The following is an 18,053-nucleotide window of genomic DNA, read 5'->3' as shown; positions in this document are numbered from 1 at the left end:
GGCGGGGTGCGCGGCGGGACGTGCGGGGGGCGCACGGGGGCGCGCGGCGGAGGCTCGACGTTCCCTGCGCGGGCGCGGGCGCGGGCGCGGGGTGGAGGGGGTGGGGGTGGGGGTGGGGGTGGGGCCGTGGGGCGGGGGTCGGGGGTGGCGCCGTTAGGGGGTGGTGGTGCGGGCGGGGGCGGTTGAGCCGCGGACGACCAGTTCGGGCTCGTAGAGCAGTTCCTCGGCGGGCACCGATCCGCGCTCCATCTGGTTGACCAGCATGGTCACGGCGGCGCGGCCCATCGCCTCGATCGGCTGGCGGACGGTCGTCAGCGGGGGGTGCGTGCAGTTGATAAACGCCGAGTCGTCGAACCCCACGACCGACAGGTCCTCCGGGGCCGACAGTCCGGCGCGGCGGACGGCGCGGATCGCGCCCAGCGCGAGCACGTCGCTGGCGCAGATCACGGCGGTGTGGCCCGCCTCGATGATCCGCGAGGTGACCGAGTGGCCGCCCTCCAGCGAGAACATGGCGTGCCGCACCGCGCCGTCCGGCACCTCCAGCCCGCGCGCCGCCGAGGCCGCCTTGAACGCGGCCAGCTTGCGCTGCGACGGGATGTGGTCCTCCGGCCCCAGCAGCAGGGCGATGCGCTCGTGCCCGAGCGACGTCAGATGGGTGAACGCCTGCTCGACGGCCACCGCGTCGTCGGTGGACACCTGCGGGAACGCCAGCTCGGGGACCGCCGCGTTCACCAGCACCACGGGCAGGCCGAGCTCCATGAGGCGGACGTAGTGCTCGTGCGGAGAGTCGGCCTCGGCGTAGTGCCCGCCCGCGAACACCATGCCGGACACGTGCTGGTCGACCAGCATGTCGACGTAGTCGGCCTCCGACAGCCCGCCGGCCGTCCGCGTGCACAGCACGGGCGTGAACCCGCGCTGGGCCAGCGCGCCGCCGATCACCTCGGCGAGCGCCGGGAAGATCGGGTTGCCGAGCTCGGGGAGGACGAGCCCGACCAGGCGGGCCCGCTCGCCGCGCAGCTGCGTCGGCCGCTCGTACCCGAGGACGTCGAGGGCCGTCAGCACGGCCGCCCGGGTGGCGTCCGAGACCCCCGGCCGCTCGTTCAGCACCCGGCTGACCGTGGCCTCGCTGACCCCGACCTTCTTGGCGACCTCCGCCAACCGCCGCGTCTTCGCCGACTCACCGCTCGCCTGACCCATCGCGCAAGTATACGACGTCATCGCGCAAGCCGCTTGCGAAAAGGAGATCAACTAGCTCAACGACCGGACATCGCGATGCCGCCCTTGCGCAAGCCGCGCAAAGCCGCTGGTCAGCCGCACGTCCCGCGGAACGGGCCGTCCCCCAGGGGCTCGCCGCGGTCAGTCGGCCAAGGGGCGGTAGACGGTGATCTCCCGGGAGGCGAGGCGGGCCAGGCAGTCGCCGACCACGTGCTCCTGGAAGTGCGGCGAGGCGCGGTGGGCCTCGAAGGCCGCGGCGTCCACGTACTCCTCGTAGATCAGGAAGCGCCGCGGGTCGCTGTCGGAGACGTGCGCGCGGTAGGTGAGGTTGCCCGGCTCTGCGCGGGAGAGCGGCGTCAGGACGCGGAGGGTCTCGGCCACCGCGGACTCCTCGCCGTCGAGCGCGGTCCACTCGGCCATTACGACATAGGTCATAACCTGCGACTTTAGGACCAACAGCGCGTACGGGCATCTCTGGTGTGTTGCTTGACACACCGGTTGGGTGCGCTTAATCTCCCGTCAACCGGCAGGCACAGACGAAGACATCCCTGTCAGTGGTCTTCGTCTGTGCCTTCAGTCATTCCCGGACCGCTGGCAAGGGTTTCCACACCCCGAAAGGCGGCGGGCATGAACGACGGCCCTGCGAGCACGACACCGGCGGTCATCCGCGGAGCGGGAGACGCGGCCGACCTCATCGACACCCTCAAACGCCTGACCGGCCGGGCCAACGGGATCTGGTTCCTGGCCCTGGCGGGACTGTTCCTGGACGCCTACTCCAACGCGGCGCTCGGAGCGGGCCTGTCGCCCATGGTCAAGCAGCTCGACCTGTCGCCGACGCAGGTCAGCGTGCTCACCGCGCTCGCCCCGGCGATCGCGATCGTCTCCAACCCCTTCGGGGGCTGGCTGGCCGCGCGGATCGGCCGGGTCAAGCCGCTGCTGGCGACCAAGGTCGTGTTCGGGGTCGGCGCGCTGCTGACCGCCGCCGGATCCGACTTCTTCACGGTCTTCGCCGGGCGCGGGCTGGTGGGCATCGCCTACGGCATCGACTTCGCCGTGGCGATGGCCCTGCTGGCGGAGTACACCCCGGCGTCGCTGAAGGGCCGGCTGAACTTCTGGCAGGGCGTCTGGTACACCGCGACGACGACCAACCTGCTGCTCACGCTGGTGTTCTACAAGCTCGACGCGGGCACCGACATCTGGCGCTGGTCCGTCGGCTCCTCCGCCGCGTTCGCGCTGGTCCTGCTGCTGCTCCAGATGGCGTTCCTGGTGGAGAGCCCGACCTGGCTGGCGTCCAAGGGCCGCCTGGCCGAGGCGGTCGCGAACCTGCGGCGCCTGTACGGGCTGCGCGCCGAGGCGGGCCCGGTGGGGGAGGCGCAGGCCGCGCGGGACGGGCGGCAGATCGGGCTGCGGGAGGCGGGCGTGCTGTTCCGCGGCGCCTACCTGCCCCGGACCGTGCTGTCGACCGCGATCTCGCTGACCCAGTCGATGCAGTACTTCGCGGTGGGCTGGTACCTGCCGGTGATCACCCTGGAGCTGTTCGGCGAACGGTTCGAGAAGGCGACCGCGGGCTCGATGGCGTTCAACGCGGTCGGGATCGTCGGCGGCTGCCTGTCGGCGTACTTCGGCCGCCGGATCGGCCTGCGGCTCAGCTCGATGGCGGGGTACGCGGTGGTGTTCGTCGTGCTGCTGGTCATGGGCGCGACGTTCCGGGACCTGCCGATCGCGCTGGCCGCGCTGCTGCCGGTGCTGTTCATCTTCTGCCACTCGGCGGGCCCCGGCGCCAACGGCAAGTCGATCGCCGCGCTGTCGTACCGCAGCGACATCCGCACGCTCGGCACCGGCGTGACCGGGATGCTCGGCAGCCTCGGCTCGGTCGCGGGCCTGTACCTGTTCCCCCAGCTCCAGTCGGGCATCGGCGTCGGCAACAGCCTCATGGTCCTCGCGGTGGTGCCGCTGGCGGGCCTGGTCACGTGCGCGCTGATCAAGTGGGACCCGACCCGCGCCGAAGTGAACCTGGAGCAGGAGACCGTCGGCCCGCGCCCGCGCCGCCCGGTCTCGGCCTGACCGCCGGCACGGCCCGGCACACAGAAGGGACGTTCGCCCATGAGAGCGCCTACGACCGCGCCCGCCGGCGCCCCCACGGGGGCGCGGCCCCGCCGAGGCGTGCTGAGCATCGACGAGGGGACGACGGGGACCCGCGCGGCCGTCGTCCTGGACGACGGCGGCACGGCCGGCGCCGCGTACTCGCCGATCTCGGTCCGTTCACCCGACCACCTGCGCGTCGAGCAGGACGCCGCGGAGATCTGGGAGAAGACGGTCGCCGTCAGCCGACAGGCCCTGGACTGGGCCGCCGCGCACGGGGTGGAGGTCACGGGGGTGTCGGTCTCCACCCAGCGCGCGACCGTGCTGCTGTGGGACACGGTGACCGGCGAGCCGCTCAGCCGGGCGGTGGTCTGGCAGGACCGCCGGTACGCCGCCCGGCTGCGCGAGTGGGAGCCGGACTGGGACGACCGGCTCGTCGAGCACACCGGGCGGCCGGTCGGGTCCCGGGCGCCGCTGCTGTGGGCGGCGGAGGAGCTCGGCCGGGACGGTCCCGCCGCGCGGGCCCACGACCTGGGCCGCGCCGCGTTCGGCTCGATCGACACCTGGCTGGTCTGGAAGCTCACCGCGGGGGCGCGCCACGTCATCGCGGCGACGAACGCCGTGGCGGCGGGCGCGTACGACCTGCGCACCGGCGACTGGCACCTGCCCTGGGTGGAGTTCCTCGGCTGCCCCAAGGACGTGCTGCCGCGGATCGTCGACGAGGACGGCGACTTCGGCGAGACCGACCCGTCGGTCCTCGGCGTCCGGCTGCCGATCCTGTCGGTGATGGGCGACCAGCACGCGGCGATGATCGCGCTCGGCGCCCACCGGCCCGGCCAGGGCATGTGCGTCCACGGGACGGGAACGTTCCTGGACGCCGTGGCGGGCGCCCGACCCGAGGGCCGCCCCGGCGTGCCCGGGGTGCTGACGCTGGTCGGCTGGCGGAGCCGGGGCGTGCCGGTGTTCAGCCTGGAGGGGTACGCGGCGACGACCGGTTCGGCGATGCGCTGGCTGTGCGAGGAGATCGGCCTGTTCGACTCGCCCGGCCAGCTGGCCGCGCTGGCCGCCGAGCACACCGGCCCGACGCGGGTGACGTTCGTGCCCGCGCTGGCCGGGCTGCGCACCCCGGACTGGGTGCCCGAGGCCACCGGCGTCCTCACCGGGCTGAGCCTGTCCACCACCCGCGCCGAACTGGCGCGCGGCATCCTGGAGGGTTTCGCGCACTCGGTGTGCGACCTGCTGGAGGGCGTGGAGCGGGCCATGGGCGCGCCGGTCGGCGACCTGGTGTGCGGCGGCGGCCTGTCCACCAGCGACGTCCTCATGTCCAGCCAGGCCGACCTGATCGGACGGCCCGTACGGCGCGCCCGCGACCACCAGACCGCGAGCCTGCGGGGCACCGCCTACCTCGGCGGCGTACGGGCCGGGCTCTGGCCGGACCTGCCCGCGGCGGTGACCGGGCTGGCCGACGCGCCCGTCTTCGAGCCCGCGCTCCCCGAAAGCCGGCGCCTGGAGGCCCGCGCGCAGTGGCGCGACCTGCTGGCCCGGCACCTGGCGGCTCCCGCCGCACCGCCGCGAACCCCACCCCCGACGGCCCGCCCGACGCTCCCGGCGGGCCCGGGGGACACCGAAACGACTCACCGGAGGAGACGAAGCCGTGATCCGACTTCCCGAACGCAAGGCCAGGTCCGAGACCAGGAACACGATCCGCCGCACCCCCCTGACCCTCGACCGTGACGAGCAGGTCGAACGGCTCGCGTCCCACACGTTCGACGTGCTCGTCGTCGGGGGCGGCGTGACCGGCTGCTACACGGCGCTGGACGCGGCGAGCCGCGGCCTGTCGGTCGCGCTGGTCGAACGCGACGACTTCGCCTCCGGCACGTCCTCCAAGTCCTCGAAGATGGTGCACGGCGGCCTGCGGTACATCGAGCAGGGCAACCTGCCGCTCGTGCGGCGCTCGCTGCTGGAGCGCCAGCGCCTGCGCCGCAACGCGCCGCACTTGGTGCAGCGGCTCCCGTTCGTCTTCCCCGTGCTCTCCCAGGACGGGGTCCTGGACCCGCGCGTCGTCAAGGCGTTCGAGGGGCTGCTGTGGACCTACGACCTGGCCGGGGGATGGCGCATCGGCAGGCTGCACCAGCGGCTCACGGTGCCGGAGGTCCTGGTCCGGGCGCCGCGGCTGCGCGCCGACCGGCTCACCGGCGGCCTGCTGTACTACGACAGCCGCACCGACGACGCGCGCCTGACGCTGACCCTGGCCAGGACCGCCGCGCACTTCGGCGCGACCGTGCTGAACGGCGCCGCCTGCCGCGGCCTGATCCGGGAGCGCGGCCGGGTGCGCGGCGCGACCGTCGAGGTCGGCGACCGCTCGGTGGACGTCCGCGCCGGAGTGGTGATCAACGCCACGGGGGTCTGGGCCGACTCGCTCGGCGCGCTCTCCGACTCCGGCCACCGGCCGAGGATCCGCCCCGCCAAGGGCGTGCACATCGTGGTGCCCTGGACCCGGCTGCCCATCGACGGCACCGTGACCGTGCCCGTTCCCGGGCGGGCCCGGCGCGCCACCTGCACCCGCTGGGGCGACGTGGTCGTCGTCGGAACGACCGACACCGACTACGACGGCCCGCTGGACGAGGTGCTGTGCACCCGGGAGGAGATGGAGTACCTCCTCGACGGGGCCAACACCGCGTTCGACGCCGACCTGTCGGCCGCGGACGTGGTCGGCTCGATCGCGGGGCTGCGGCCCCTGGTCGGCGGCAAGCAGGGCGCCACCCTCGACATGAGCCGCGACCACCACGTGTGGACCGACCCGAACGGGCTGGTCACCATCACCGGGGGCAAGCTCACCACCAGCCGCCACATGGGCGAGCTGGTCGTCGACGAGGCGCTGAAGGTGCTCGGCCGCAAGGCGCGCTGCCGCACCGCGCGGCTGCCGCTGCTCGGCGCCGCCGGGTACGACACCGAGGCGACCGGCGCCACCGGGGCGCCGGCGCGCACCTGGGCGAGCGGTACGGCACCGAGGCCCGCTTCGTCACCGAGCTGATCGCCGCGGACCCGGACCTGGCCGAGCCGATCGTGGAGGGCACCGACCACCTGCGGGCCGAGGTGGTCTACGCGGCCCGCTGCGAGCTGGCCCGGACGGTGGACGACGTGCTGTCGCGGCGCACGCGGATGCGGCTGTTCGCCCGGGACCTGTCGCTGAAGGCGGCCCCGAGGTGGGACGGCTGCTCCAGCGGGAGCTCGGCCTGCCCGACCAGGAGGTCGCGCAGCAGATCGACGACTACCTCGCGGGCATCGACCGCGAGAAGACCGTACTGATGGAGGGACTTTCGTGATCAGCAGGCAGACCATCACCCACCCGTTCAACCGGGGCGACTACGTGGTGGGCGCGCCCACCCCGCCGCGGTGGGCCGCGGACTGCCCGCCCGGCGCGGGGGCCGCCGCCCTCCAGGACGCGCCGGTCCAGGTGCCGGAAGCGGCGCTGGCCGAGCTGCGCGAGGCCGCCGCCGCGGTGCACACCGAGCGCGACGAGGTCGTGCGGCGCACCCGCGACTGGTGGGCCGGCACGTCCATCCCCGAGACCGACGGCCGCCCGGCCACCCCCGACGCGGTCGTCGTGGAGGCGGCCGACGAGGAGCAGGTCGCCGCCGTCGTCCGGATCTGCCGCGCGCACGGCCTGCCGCTGACGGTCTCGGCCGGCCGCAGCAACGTCCTCGGGGCGGCGCTGCCGGTGTTCGGCGGGGTCGTCCTGGACGTGTGCCGCCTCGACCGGATCCTGTCCTTCGACGCCGAGTCGATGATCGTCGAAGTTCAGGCGGGCATGTTCGGGGACCTGCTGGAGAAGCGGCTCCAGGAGGAGTACGGCGTCACCACCGGGCACTGGCCGTCGGCGTTCGCGATCTCCACGGTCGGCGGCTGGGCGGCCTGCCGGGGCGCGGGCCAGCTCTCCACCCGGTACGGCAAGATCGAGGACATGGTCGTCGGGCTGGACGCCGTCCTGGCCGACGGCAGCACCGCGAGCTACGGCACCTACCCCCGCGCCGCGGTCGGCCCGGACCTGCGCCAGCTCCTCATCGGCTCGGAGGGCACCCTCGGCGTGATCACCCGGCTGCGGCTGCGGGTGCACCGGCTGCCCGAGTACGCCAAGGGCCTGGCCTACGGCTTCGCCACGTTCGCCGAGGGCCTGGACGCCTGCCGGGAGATCCTGCAACGGGGCGCGACCCCCGCGGTGCTGCGGCTGTACGACGCGCACGAGAGCGGCACCCACTTCGGCGAGCCGGACACCAACCTGCTGCTCATCGCCGACGAGGGCGACCCGCTGCTGGTGGACGCCGTGATGGCCGTCACCGAGGACGTCTGCGCGCCGCGGGCCAAGGCGACCCTCGACGGCGACGCGGTCCTCGCCCGCTGGCTGGACGAGCGGATGCTGGTCGGCAAGTCCGGCGACGGGTTCGCCAAGGGCCCCGGCTTCGTCGCCGACACCTGCGAGGTCGCCGGGCCGTGGTCGTCGCTCTCGCGCCTCTACGACGAGGTGGTCGCGGCCGTCCAGGCGGTCCCGGGAACGCTGCGGGTCTCGGCGCACCAGTCGCACGCCTACACCGACGGGGCCTGCCTGTACTTCTCGCTGCGCGGCGAGGTGGACCGGTCCCGCCGCGGCGAGTGGTACCGGGCCGCGTGGGACGCCGCCAACCGGGTGCTCATCGAGCACGGCGCGGCGATCAGCCACCACCACGGGATCGGGCTGCTGCGCTCGCCGTACCTGCCGGACGCGCTCGGCAGCGGGTTCGAGACCCTCGCCGCGGTCAAGCGCGCCCTCGACCCGGACGGCATCATGAACCCGGGCAAGCTCGGCCTGCCGTCCCCCTTCGGGACCGGCGTCACCGGGCGGAACTGAGCGTGGCTAAGGTGAACCGGTGAACCCTCGTCCGAAGCGCCCGGTGGATCCGCGCCTGCTGTCCGCCCTGGCAGAGCACCCCGTCATGGCGTCACTGGTCGGCGCCGGAACGGTCCACCGGTTCACCGCCAGCCCGGCCCCGCTCGGCATCCTGGCCTCGGTCCCCCTCGGGGAGCTGGAGGCCACGGTCGAGCGGACCCGTGCGGCGCGCAAGATCGTCTTCGTCAACCTGGACTCCACCCCCGGGCTCGGCCACGATCCCGGCGCCCTGACCTACCTCAAGGGCATCGGGGCCGTCGGGGTCTGCTCCACCCGCGCGGCGATCATCGACCGCGCGGCGGGGCAGGGGCTGCTGACCATGCAGAAGGTCTTCGTGACCGACCGGTCCAACCTCCAGCGCAGCTTCCAGTCGATCTCCCGGTCCCGGCCCGACCTGGTCCAGCTCATGCCCGCGATCATGCTCCGCTACATGGAGCAGGAGGCGCGGGACCTCGGGGTGCCGTACCTGGCCGCCGGGTTCGTCCGGGACGGCGACGACGTGCGGGAGGCGCTGCGGCACGGCGCCGCCGGGGTCTGCACCTCCGACGAGGGGCTCTGGAACCTGCGCCGCTCGGCCCTGCACGCCTCCTGACCCGCCGGGACCCCGCCCGCGCGGCACCCCGCCCGCGCGGCACCCCGCCCGCGCGGCACCCCGCCCGCGCGGCGGCCCGCCCCCGGCCACGCCCTGCACGGAACGCGCCGTTCACAGGCGTGCCGTTCCCGTGGGGCGGGGCCTTCGGGCGGGCCGGCCGCCGCGGGCCCCCAGCCGTCCGCCGACGGCGAGCCGTCCGCCGGCGGGCCCGCTCCCATCGAAGGAACCCACACCATGACCTCGCCGCGGTCAGGCATGCCCGCACCGCAACCCGAACCCGTCACCGTCCCGCCGCCCGGTCCGTCTCGCCACGCTTCGCGGACCGGCGGAACGGGCCGTCCAGCGCCGGACGCGGCGGACGCCCCCAGGCGCGGCGCGCGTCCGGCGGCGCTCGCTCCGGCCGCGTTCATCGTCCTGTGGAGCAGCGCGTTCGTCGCGGGCGTGCCGGGCGTCCACGCCGCCTCCCCGCTGCTGCTGATGTTCGCGCGCTTCGGACTGGCCGGGGTGCTCCTCGCCGCGTACGCCCTGGTCAAGCGGGCTCCGTGGCCGCGCGGACGGGCCCTGGCGCACGTCGCGGTCTGCGGCCTGCTGATCCAGGCGGTGCAGTTCGGCAGCTTCTACACCCTGCTCGGCAAGGGCTACCCGGCCGCGGTCATCTCCCTCGTCCAGGGGCTCAGCCCCGTCGTGATCGCGGTCGCCGGCCGCTTCCTCGGCGAACGGCTCAGCCTCCGCCAGGGCCTCGGCTTCGCCATCGGCGCGACCGGCGCGGTGCTCGCGGTCGCTGACCGCGTGAGCCTGTCGGCCGCGGGCGCCGTCCTGTGCCTGCTCGGGCTGTTCGGCCTCAGCTTCGGCACGCTCTACCAGAAGCGGTTCGTCCCGGACATGGACGTCCGCACCGGCACCGCCGCGCAACTGCTCGTCAGCGCCCTCGCCCTCGGCCCGCTGTGCCTGGTGGCGGGCGAGCCGCGGGTGTCGGACTGGACGGCCTTCGGCGGGTCCGTCGCCTGGATGGTCCTGATCAACTCCATCGCCGCGTTCGTCCTGCTCAACGCGATGCTGCGGCGCATGCCCGCCAACCGGGTCAGCACGGCCTTCTTCCTGACGCCGTCGGTCACCGCGGTGATGGCCTGGCTGGTGGTCGGCCAGGCGCTGAAGCCCCTCGCCATCGTCGGGCTCGTCCTCGGCGGCACCGGCACGCTCCTCGCCACCCGCCGCGTACGCCCCCGGACCTGACCCAGCGGAGGCACCCGCGCGGACGCCGACCCGTCGCCGTCACCCCGGGACCCCTCCCGCGCCCGCCGCACTACCATCCCGACGACGCAGCGAGAGGCGGCGCGCCGGACGCGTTCGGCGCGGGAGCGCGGCATCGGGAGGGCACGGCATGGCGGACGCCCAGGACGACTCCGTCCGCGCGAAGCTCTTCCAGGCCCGCGTGCTGCTGATCAACGGCGACCTCGACGGCGCCGTGGCCAACCGGGTCTGCGCGGACCTGCTCCTGCTCGCGGCGGTCGACCCGGCAGCCGGCATGTTCCTCTACATCGACTCGCCGGGCGGCCGGCTCACCGCGGGCCTGGCGGTACGCGACACGATCAAGTACCTCCAGGCGGACGTCACCACCGTGGTCATCGGCGTCGCGGCCGGGGCGGCGCAACTGGTGTTCTCGGCCGGAACGCCCGGCAGGCGCTGCGCCCTGTCGCACGCCAGGATCCGGCTGACACTTCCCGCAGGAGCGTCCCCGTCCCCGTCCGACCCGTTCGCGCCCGACCCGTTCGCGCCCGACCCGTCCCCGTCCGACCCGTTCGCGCCCGACCCGTCCCCGTCCGACCCGTTCGCGGCCGGAAGCGCCGCCGGAAGCGCCGACGCGGCGTGGGACGACCGCGTCCTGCGGATGATCGCGGAGGATACCGGCCTCCCGTTCGGGCAGGTCGCGATGGACGCCCGGGAGGGACGGTGGTTCACCGCGGGGGAGGCCCTCGCGCACGGCCTGGTGGACCGGATCCTCACCGTCCCCCCGGCCCTCGCCGCCTTCGCACCCGACACGACCCGCGCGAACGGGTCGTCCCCGTTTCCGGCCGCGAACGGGCCCGCGGACACCTCCCCGCCGACGGCACCGCCCACGCCCCCGCCGACCGCCGCGCTGACGCCCCCGCCCGCCGCCTCGCCCGCCGTCCCGCCCGAGGACGTCGCCGCCCCGGCTCGTTCGGCGGCGCCCGACCACAAGGGCCGCGTCCGCACGCTCGGCGCCGCGGTGGAGTCCGTCGTGTTCCCCCGCTACATCCTCGGCGTCTACTTCGCCGAGGACAGGCGGCGGCTGGCCACGGACCTGGCAGAAGTGCTCCTGGAGGCCGTACCGGAATGGCGCGAGGTCGACGCCGCCCACACGGGCGCCACCGACGCCGCCGAGGCCGCCGCGCAGTTGCGGTCATGGCTGGAGACGGTCGCCGAGGCCGACGAACGCCCGGCCCGGCCGTCCGAACGGCTCTCCCTGCGCGAGGTCCTGCACGAGGTGGCGGGCAGGATCGACGAGCTTCCCCTGCTGGGCGACGGCGACCGCCGTTTCGGTTACGAGGCGGGCCTGAGGGCGGCGCGGCGCACCGTCCTGATGCGCGGCGAGCCGACCCCGGGCCAGGACGGCCCGCCCGTCCCGCCCAGGCCCGTCACGCCGTCCCTCCCGCCCGGCCTGCGCGTTGACCGCGCGCGTCCCGGACCCGCTCCCGTCGAGCTGCCCACGGTCCGCGCGCAGACGAGGCGGTTCGCGCGCGTGCTGCGCCACAGGCTGGTCGGCGTGCCCGCCGCCGAGTGCGCCGAGCTGGCCGTACGGCTCCAGCGGTCGGCCGGGGCCCCGGACCCGGACGCCTACGCCCAGGCCCACCGGCAGTGGATCGTGAACGAGGACGTGGTCGCCGACCTGGAGGAACGCTTGCGCGCCCGCGTCGGCCTCACGCCCGGCGAGGCGCACCGGCGGCGCGAGATCGCCCGCGACCTGGACGACCTCGCGGTCTCGCTCGCCCCGGTCGGCGCGGCGACCGGGAGCTTCCCCGCCGCTTTCGAGATGGCGACCCGGCGCGTCGTGGCGATCCTGCGCTCCACCGCCGAACAGCTCCGTCCGCCCTGGACCCCGACCCCGTGACTCCGCCCGGCACCGCCGCAAACCGGCACCGCCGTATCGGAGACGGGCATCAGCCGTCCAGCGGGATATGCGTCGAGCCCGTCGGACTGACCTTCTGGACGGTGTAGTCCTCTGCTCGGCCGGGACGGGTCGAGTCGGTGAACTGGAACACCGCGCGCCGCCGCACCACCTCCGTGCGCAGGTCCGCCGGGTTCACCAGCTCGACACGCTGCGCCTCCGGGCCCCACGCGAAGCGCGGGCACTCGACGTGCGTGCGGTCGCCGGCCGCCTGCCTGCGCAGCAGCGCGTACGCCGCGTCCGTCGCGGGGATCACCGGAGCCTCGACGATGGTGATGTCGAGCCGCACCACGACCGGCTTCACCGGGCCCGAGTCGACGTGCAGAACGAGCCGCAGCCGCTCGCCAGGAGTGAACGGACCGTTCAGCTTCTGGATCGCGGCTAGCGAGAGCTCGTACAGCTTCCCCGGGTCGAGCCGTCGCGGCCCGCCTGCGGCGTTCGGGTCCGCCAGGTCGCGCGGGGTCTGGTCCAGGTCGATCCTCTGGAGCGTCAGCGTGACCTTCGGGCTGCCCGGCGGCGGCGCGTCCCAGTCGAAGCGCAGGGCGAGCGTGCCGTCCGGGTTGCACTCCCGCCGCTCGGCGGAGAGCGTGATGACGCGCTGCGGGCTCGTACCGCCCGCCTGCTGCTGGGGGAACTGCGCCGGGACGCTGGCGTGCGCGGAAGGCGAGGCGAGCCGCCGGTTGTACTCGGGGTCCTCGAAATGGACGTAGCGCGGGACGAGCGGCAGGTACGGCGCGTTCGGGTCGGCCACGCGGAGCGGGAAGCGCAGCACCTGGGCGTACCCGTCGTGGTACGGCTCCGCGCCCGGCAGGTGAGGGGCGAACCGCGCCTTGACCCGCGCGTGGACCGCCGCGCCGGGCGGCATGCCCGCGATCAGCTCGCGGGCCCGGTCGGCGCGGGTCTTCGGGTCGCCGGGCAGTCCGAACTGGCGGATCGCGAGCTTCGCCGTGTCGACGGTGTCGACCTCCGGCCCCGGCAGGGGCACGCCGACCGCGCCGAGCTGGGCCCGCAGGGCCGGTGTCAGCGCCAGCGTCGGAGCGGTGATGTCGGCGAGCGCCGTGACCCGCCCGCCGTCCACCAGCTCCAGGGCGAGGACCCAGTCGAGGATGCCGGTCTCCGGCGTCTCCGGTTCCTGCCCGCCGAGCAGCGTGATGCTCCCGTCCACCCGGTAGACGAAGGTCAGGACGCCGTCCCAGCCCACGTCCAGCGTGTGGCGCTCGACGGCGGCGAGCTGCATCCGCAGGCGCTGGGCGGTCTGCCGGTAGGTCGGGTTCTCCGGCGGGTCCTCGAACCCGGCGCGGAACGCCTCGTCGGCCGGGGACGGCGTGACCAGTGCCGCCTCGTCGGGGGCGAAGTGGCTCGCCCAGGTGCGCAGCGCGACCCCCTGCCGGCCGTCGGCGTTCGCCGGCAGCGGTACGGGACGCGGCGCGCGGTGCTCCACCGGCAGCCCGCCGGAGAGCATGGCGAGGCCGCGCGGGCGCGGGTGCTCCCCGGTCAGGAGCACGCCGCTCTGGCGCAGGACCTGGTTGCGCAGCGTCACGAACACCCCGGCCCGTGCGCCGCTCACCAGGTAGCGGAACCCGCCGGGCAGGACGGGCTGCCAGCGGGCCAGCCCCTCGGGGACCCCCGCCCGCGGACCGTCCGGCTCGGGAAGGGCGGGCTGGTCGAACAAAGGCGCGGTCAGCGCGGGCAGCGGCGGGTCGGGCGGCGCGGGCAGCAAGCTGCTCACGGCCGGTGCGCGGAAGCGCCGCGGCAGGCCGCCCGCCGGGCGGTCGGTGTGCAGCGCCGAGCGGAACTGCACCGTCCGCTGGACCGTCTGCCACCAGAGCGTCTGGCCCGCCGCGCCGGGAGTGGCCGCGCCGACGACGCCCTGCTGCCCCTTGGTGTAGTGCACGCTGACGCGCAGCGCGCTGAGACCCCAGGGCCACGCCGGCAGGTCTCCGCGCACCGGGCGCTGGGTGAGGTGGAGCGGCTGTACGCCGACCGTCTGCGGCGGCGCGAGCTCGAAGTCGTGGGCGTCCGCGGGGATCGCCGCGATACCGCACTGGCCTTCGCGGTAGCGCAGGCCGGAGAGTTCCGGGCGGATGCGGAACAGCCGCCTCGCCAGTGGCGACGCGGACTCCACTCGGACCAGGGCGAAGGCGTAGCCCGTGGTCAGGGCCGCCTCTTCCAGGTCGTCCGGGCGGGTGTTGTCGCTGATGATCCGGTAGCGCAGCACCGCGATCGGCGACTCCGGCGCCAGGAGGCGCTGGGACTGGACGGCCCAGCTCTGGGCCTGGGCGCGCAGGTGCGATTCGTCGGCCAGCTCGGGATTGTCGGGCTGCACGCTCCACATGCGGCTCGCGACGGGGTGCAGCCGCATGGTGCTGGGCGCGAGGCAGAGCAGTTCGGCCAGCAGCAGGCGGGGCCGCAGCGGCGAAGGGCCGGTCTGCGGCACCGGCGGAGCAGGCCGCCACTGGAGCCCCAGGTACGGGCTGACGACGATGTTCAGCGGGCGCGGGTTGCTCGTCCCGTCGAGCGCCAGCGGCGCGGGAATGAGGGTGGCCGCGGGATAGCGGCGCGGTCCTTGGCCACCGGCGGGAGGCCCGCCGAGCAGGCCGCTGCTCGTGATGAGCGCCGCGGCCAGCATCCAGCCGTACGGCGGCTTGCTGGTCGGCGCCAGACTGCTCACGGACTGCGTCAGCAGCAGCCCGTCCTCGCGCCACACGGGATCGGCGTACGGCGATGGTTCTGCCAGTGCCGGCCGGTCGTCCGGCCGTGGCGGGTAGAAGGGGCGACGCGGGTCGAACGCCTGGCGCAGCGCGACCGGGCGGCTGAGCCGGGCCGGCGTCTCAGGAAGGGCCGCGATGACGCTTTGCAGTAGCTCGTCCTGCGGCTCGGGCGACGGGTTCTGCGCGCGGAACCAGCTCTCCTCCAAGGCCAACGGGTCGAGCCGAGCGAAGCTGCGGCCGACAGCGGTGTCCAGGCCGGCGAGGGTGACGGTCAGCGGCGCGCTGTCGGCCCAGCCGCAGAGGGCGAGAGCCAGGCCGGGCAGCGCGGCGGTGGGGGCCGAGGCGCGGAGGCGGGCGACGAGCAGCAGCGGGTCGATTTGCAGCGGGCTGGGCTGCCCGGCGGCCGGCTGAGCCAGGTCGCGCGCCGTGTCCTGGAGCCGTCCGAGGAACGGCATCGTCAGCAGCAGCCAGCGCGGGTCGGTCGGGTCGCTGGGCGCGTAGTCCGCCGGGCTGCTGAGCACGGCGCCCTGACTGCCGGTCGGGAGGAACTGGAGCGTGGTCGCCACGCTCTCCGCGGCGGGAACGAGCCTGATCAGATGATGGGCGCTCGCCTCGATGAGCAGCGTGTCCTTGGGCAGTGCGTCGAGCGCAGCCCCGAGTCGGCGAGCAGCGCCGACAGCCCGGCGCCCAGGTAGCCGCCGCTCACGCTGCCGAGCGGGCTGACGCCCTCGACGGGGTCGGTGGTCTTGAGGGCGGCCATCGCGCGCAGGAACCGCGCGGCGCGCTGGGGCGCGAGCAGGCGCACCTCCTGTACGGCCGTCCACCGCGTCTCCTGGCCCAGCGTCCCGCCGCTCCCGTCGGCCGCCGGCGACACCTGGACGAGCTGGTGCTCGACCAGGGCCAGGGTCTGCCAGCTCCGCCCCTGGGCGAACGTGAACAGCAGCGGGCCGTCCGCGCCGGTCAGCGTGGACGCGGGCAGCTCGTGCTGGTTCAGCAGCACCCTGATCGTGTGGCGCGTATGGGTCAGGGGCGGGGACCCGGCGGTGCGGGCCGCGGGCAGGGTGATGCGCGCGTTGGCCGCGTCGTAGCTGAGCTGCTGCGGCCAGGAGACCAGGTCGGTCGCGGTCAGCATCCCGTTGAGCAGGAACTTCTCCTGCCAGTCCGAGCCCTCCAGACGCGAGGTGTAGCCCACCACGACGTCGCCCGCCGAGGAGCCGTACAGCTCCGCGGCGTCGACGCTCTGGCCGGGCCCGGCGTCGTGCAGCGAACGGCCCCAGTGGGCGACGAGCAGAGCCTCCACGAACGCGCCGGTCAGGGGCAGCTTCGGCAGGTCGTCGGGCCGGGCGGTGGCGCGGAACGTGATCGTCGCGAAGCCGGGGGCGGCGCGTTCGCCGAGGCCGGGCGTCCGGGCGTCGGCCAGGCGCATGCCCGGCAGGAACTGGAGCCCTTCGGGCTGCGGGGCGCTGTAGCCGTTCCAGCCGAATTGCAGCGTCGTGTCGTCGGCCAGGGCCGCGGGCGAACCGTCGGGCAGCGTGACCGCGAGCGTGAGATCGCCGAAGAGGTTCGCGGCGTCGAGCGTGAAACGGTCCTTCCCCCGCGCCATCAGGTCGAAGGTCAGCGAGGCGGTGACGGCCTGGCCTCTGGCCGTGGGGGGCGGCGTCGCCGGACCCGCGCCGAAGCGCGCGGACACCTCCTCGGCGGTGAGCGCGCGGCTGTAGAGGGCGACCATGCGGTAGGTGCCGAGCCAGGCCCGGCCGCCCGTGATCTCGTCGCCGAGGGCCAGTTCGAACCGGTCGTCCCAGGCGTCCAGGCTCCCGCCCACGTTCTGCTCGGCCTTGAGCTGCCCGTTGATGTAGATCCGGGTCCGGCCGTCGGCGGAACGGGTGTAGGCCAGGTGGGTCAGGGACGCGCTGAGCGACCCGGCCGGGGTGGCCAGGTCGGGGGCGCCCTCCTCGTTCGTGGCGTCGGTGCGCAGCCACGCGTCCACGGAGGACGAGTTGAGCAGCCCCTTGCGCTGCTGGACGGTCACGTTCCTGTGCTCGGCGTCGGACGAGACGGTGACGAGGTTGAACTGCCCGCTCGTCAGCAGGCCGGAGACGGGCTCCACCCACGCCTCGACGCTGATCTCGTCGCTGGCCTTCATCGCGGCGTTCAGCTTCGCGGCGGGAGCGCCCGAGCGGATGAGCGTCGGCTTGGTCAGCGTCAGGCCGTTCGGGCCCCAGCTCATGCCCTGGGCCGAGGCCGCGTTCAGGTGCAGCGGCTCGCCCGTGCCGGAGGAGTCGTGGACGGTGGTGCCGCCGCCCTCGTCGAACCGGTAGAGAGCCTCCAGACCCGTCGGCGGCCTGCCGATCCGCACGGCGAGAGTGAGGTTCAGGGTGTGCTCGCCGCCGGTCATGTCGAGGCCGAGGGCGACCCGCTGCGGCACGATCGGGTCCGGGCCGTTCGCCCCGGGCAGGGTGAACGGCGGCGTCGCGGGGTTCGGGAAGCCGATCGGCGGCAGGCCGACCGCCCACTCCACCTGGAACAGGTGGAAGTACAGCCGCGCCTGCTCGACGGTCAGCCCGGCGCCGCCGGACGCCAGCGCGACGCGGCCGACCCGCAGGCGCGGCGCGTCGCCCGCTTCGCCCGCCGAGACGGCCAGCGGCCACTCCAAGGCGTCGCCCTCGATGCCGACGGCGCTGAGGCGCAGTTCGGCGCCGCCGCCGGAGAACGTCAGCCGCACGCAGTTGCTCAGATCGGTCTGCTCGTCGTCGGAGCCGGCCACCGGGAGCTGGAGCCGCCCGATCACCTCGACCGCGGCCACGCCGTCGCCGGAGAACGCCACGCGGTCGAGCACCAGCGGGAAGAAGCGCAGGCCGAACAGGTCGAGGCCGGGCGCGGGCTCGTCGGGGTCGTCGCCCAGCGGGCGCAGCCGCCACTCGTACCCGGTGCGGTGCTCGTAGTCGCTGCTGCGCGCCTCGGGGTCGTTGCCGTCGAGATCGAGTTCGACGGCCTTGGGGGAGCGGGCGGAGGCTTTGGTGAACGCGGCGCCCTGGGCGGGCAGGTCGCGGAACCAGAGCCGCCAGCTCGCCGTCCCGTGGCCGAGGGTGAGCGGCAGGCGGGTGGTGGTGAGCTGCACGTCACCCGCGGTCGGGTGGCTCAGCGGCGTCCTGATCAGGTTGGTCGCGGGCAGGCTCGCGCCGCGTACCAGGCCGCGCTGGTCGGTGTAGCCCGCGTCGCCGGCGAGCCCGGCGGCCATGCTCCCGGCCGTCAACCGGTACTGGGCCGAGTCCGCGGGCGCGCCCGCGGGCAGGCGGCGCAGGCCGCCCGCCCCGCCGGCGAAGTCACCTTGGATTCCGGGCA

Annotated in this window: 11 protein-coding genes and 1 pseudogene; 8 read left to right on the top strand and 4 right to left on the bottom strand. The window is 74.7% G+C overall.

All coding sequences use genetic code 11. The features are described 5' to 3' along the window. Positions 1–153: 153 nt before the first annotated feature. Both GEV43_RS45825 and GEV43_RS45820 read right to left on the bottom strand, forming a co-directional pair. Entirely contained in the window at positions 154–1,197 is a 1,044-nt protein-coding gene (locus tag GEV43_RS45825; protein WP_160826824.1) for a LacI family DNA-binding transcriptional regulator, read from the bottom strand. Positions 1,198–1,356: 159 nt separating this feature from the next. Further along, complete coding sequence (locus GEV43_RS45820; RefSeq protein WP_160826823.1) at positions 1,357–1,650, bottom strand: putative quinol monooxygenase; 294 nt, start codon at positions 1,648–1,650, stop codon at positions 1,357–1,359. Between the two features lie 192 nt (positions 1,651–1,842). Between GEV43_RS45820 and GEV43_RS45815 the strand changes: the two genes are divergently transcribed. From GEV43_RS45815 to GEV43_RS45785, 8 genes and pseudogenes are all read left to right on the top strand, one after another. Further along, a complete protein-coding gene (locus tag GEV43_RS45815; protein ID WP_160826822.1) occupies positions 1,843–3,279 on the top strand; it encodes an MFS transporter in 1,437 nt (478 codons plus the stop codon). Between the two features lie 39 nt (positions 3,280–3,318). Then, entirely contained in the window at positions 3,319–5,031 is a 1,713-nt protein-coding gene (locus tag GEV43_RS45810; protein ID WP_160826821.1) for an FGGY family carbohydrate kinase, read from the top strand. Continuing rightward, positions 4,952–6,331: a glycerol-3-phosphate dehydrogenase/oxidase gene (locus GEV43_RS45805; protein WP_309240346.1), complete on the top strand. Its 1,380-nt coding sequence runs from the start codon at positions 4,952–4,954 to the stop codon at positions 6,329–6,331. The genes GEV43_RS45810 and GEV43_RS45805 overlap by 80 nt, the downstream gene beginning before the upstream one ends. Further along, a pseudogene (locus GEV43_RS53020) lies at positions 6,286–6,444 on the top strand (glycerol-3-phosphate dehydrogenase C-terminal domain-containing protein); the annotation flags it as partial. The gene GEV43_RS45805 and the pseudogene GEV43_RS53020, both read left to right, overlap by 46 nt. A 175-nt stretch (positions 6,445–6,619) precedes the next feature. Then, on the top strand, positions 6,620–8,182 hold the full coding sequence (locus GEV43_RS45800; protein ID WP_160826820.1) for an FAD-binding oxidoreductase: 1,563 nt from the start codon (positions 6,620–6,622) through the stop codon (positions 8,180–8,182). Between the two features lie 19 nt (positions 8,183–8,201). Then, positions 8,202–8,813: a glycerol-3-phosphate responsive antiterminator gene (locus tag GEV43_RS45795; protein ID WP_206681742.1), complete on the top strand. Its 612-nt coding sequence runs from the start codon at positions 8,202–8,204 to the stop codon at positions 8,811–8,813. Between the two features lie 234 nt (positions 8,814–9,047). Then, entirely contained in the window at positions 9,048–10,046 is a 999-nt protein-coding gene (locus tag GEV43_RS45790) for a DMT family transporter (protein ID WP_241684536.1), read from the top strand. 148 nt (positions 10,047–10,194) lie between these two features. Further along, positions 10,195–11,943: an ATP-dependent Clp protease proteolytic subunit gene (locus GEV43_RS45785; RefSeq protein ID WP_160826819.1), complete on the top strand. Its 1,749-nt coding sequence runs from the start codon at positions 10,195–10,197 to the stop codon at positions 11,941–11,943. A gap of 49 nt (positions 11,944–11,992) precedes the next feature. Here the strand turns inward: GEV43_RS45785 and GEV43_RS45780 are convergent, their stop codons facing one another. Both GEV43_RS45780 and GEV43_RS45775 read right to left on the bottom strand, forming a co-directional pair. Further along, positions 11,993–15,277, bottom strand: coding sequence for a hypothetical protein (locus tag GEV43_RS45780; RefSeq protein WP_160826818.1), 3,285 nt, complete (start codon positions 15,275–15,277; stop codon positions 11,993–11,995). Between the two features lie 26 nt (positions 15,278–15,303). After that, positions 15,304–17,949, bottom strand: coding sequence for a LamG domain-containing protein (locus GEV43_RS45775; RefSeq protein ID WP_160826817.1), 2,646 nt, complete (start codon positions 17,947–17,949; stop codon positions 15,304–15,306). Positions 17,950–18,053 lie beyond the last annotated feature (104 nt).

It is taken from the genome of Actinomadura sp. J1-007, assembly GCF_009793335.1.
Taxonomy (GTDB): domain Bacteria; phylum Actinomycetota; class Actinomycetes; order Streptosporangiales; family Streptosporangiaceae; genus Spirillospora; species Spirillospora yumaensis.
Note: the sequence above shows the minus strand (reverse complement) of the source record. Positions and strands in the feature narration are given on the sequence as shown.

Bases quoted from the DNA above. Each gene is read 5' to 3' on its own strand.
- GEV43_RS45825 (WP_160826824.1), bottom strand. From the start codon at position 1,197: ATGGGTCAGGCGAGCGGTGAGTCGGCGAAGACGCGGCGGTTGGCGGAG.
- GEV43_RS45820 (WP_160826823.1), bottom strand. From the start codon at position 1,650: ATGACCTATGTCGTAATGGCCGAGTGGACCGCGCTCGACGGCGAGGAG.
- GEV43_RS45815 (WP_160826822.1), top strand. From the start codon at position 1,843: ATGAACGACGGCCCTGCGAGCACGACACCGGCGGTCATCCGCGGAGCG.
- GEV43_RS45810 (WP_160826821.1), top strand. From the start codon at position 3,319: ATGAGAGCGCCTACGACCGCGCCCGCCGGCGCCCCCACGGGGGCGCGG.
- GEV43_RS45790 (WP_241684536.1), top strand. From the start codon at position 9,048: ATGACCTCGCCGCGGTCAGGCATGCCCGCACCGCAACCCGAACCCGTC.
- GEV43_RS45785 (WP_160826819.1), top strand. From the start codon at position 10,195: ATGGCGGACGCCCAGGACGACTCCGTCCGCGCGAAGCTCTTCCAGGCC.
- GEV43_RS45775 (WP_160826817.1), bottom strand. From the start codon at position 17,949: ATGGCCGCCGGGCTCGCCGGCGACGCGGGCTACACCGACCAGCGCGGC.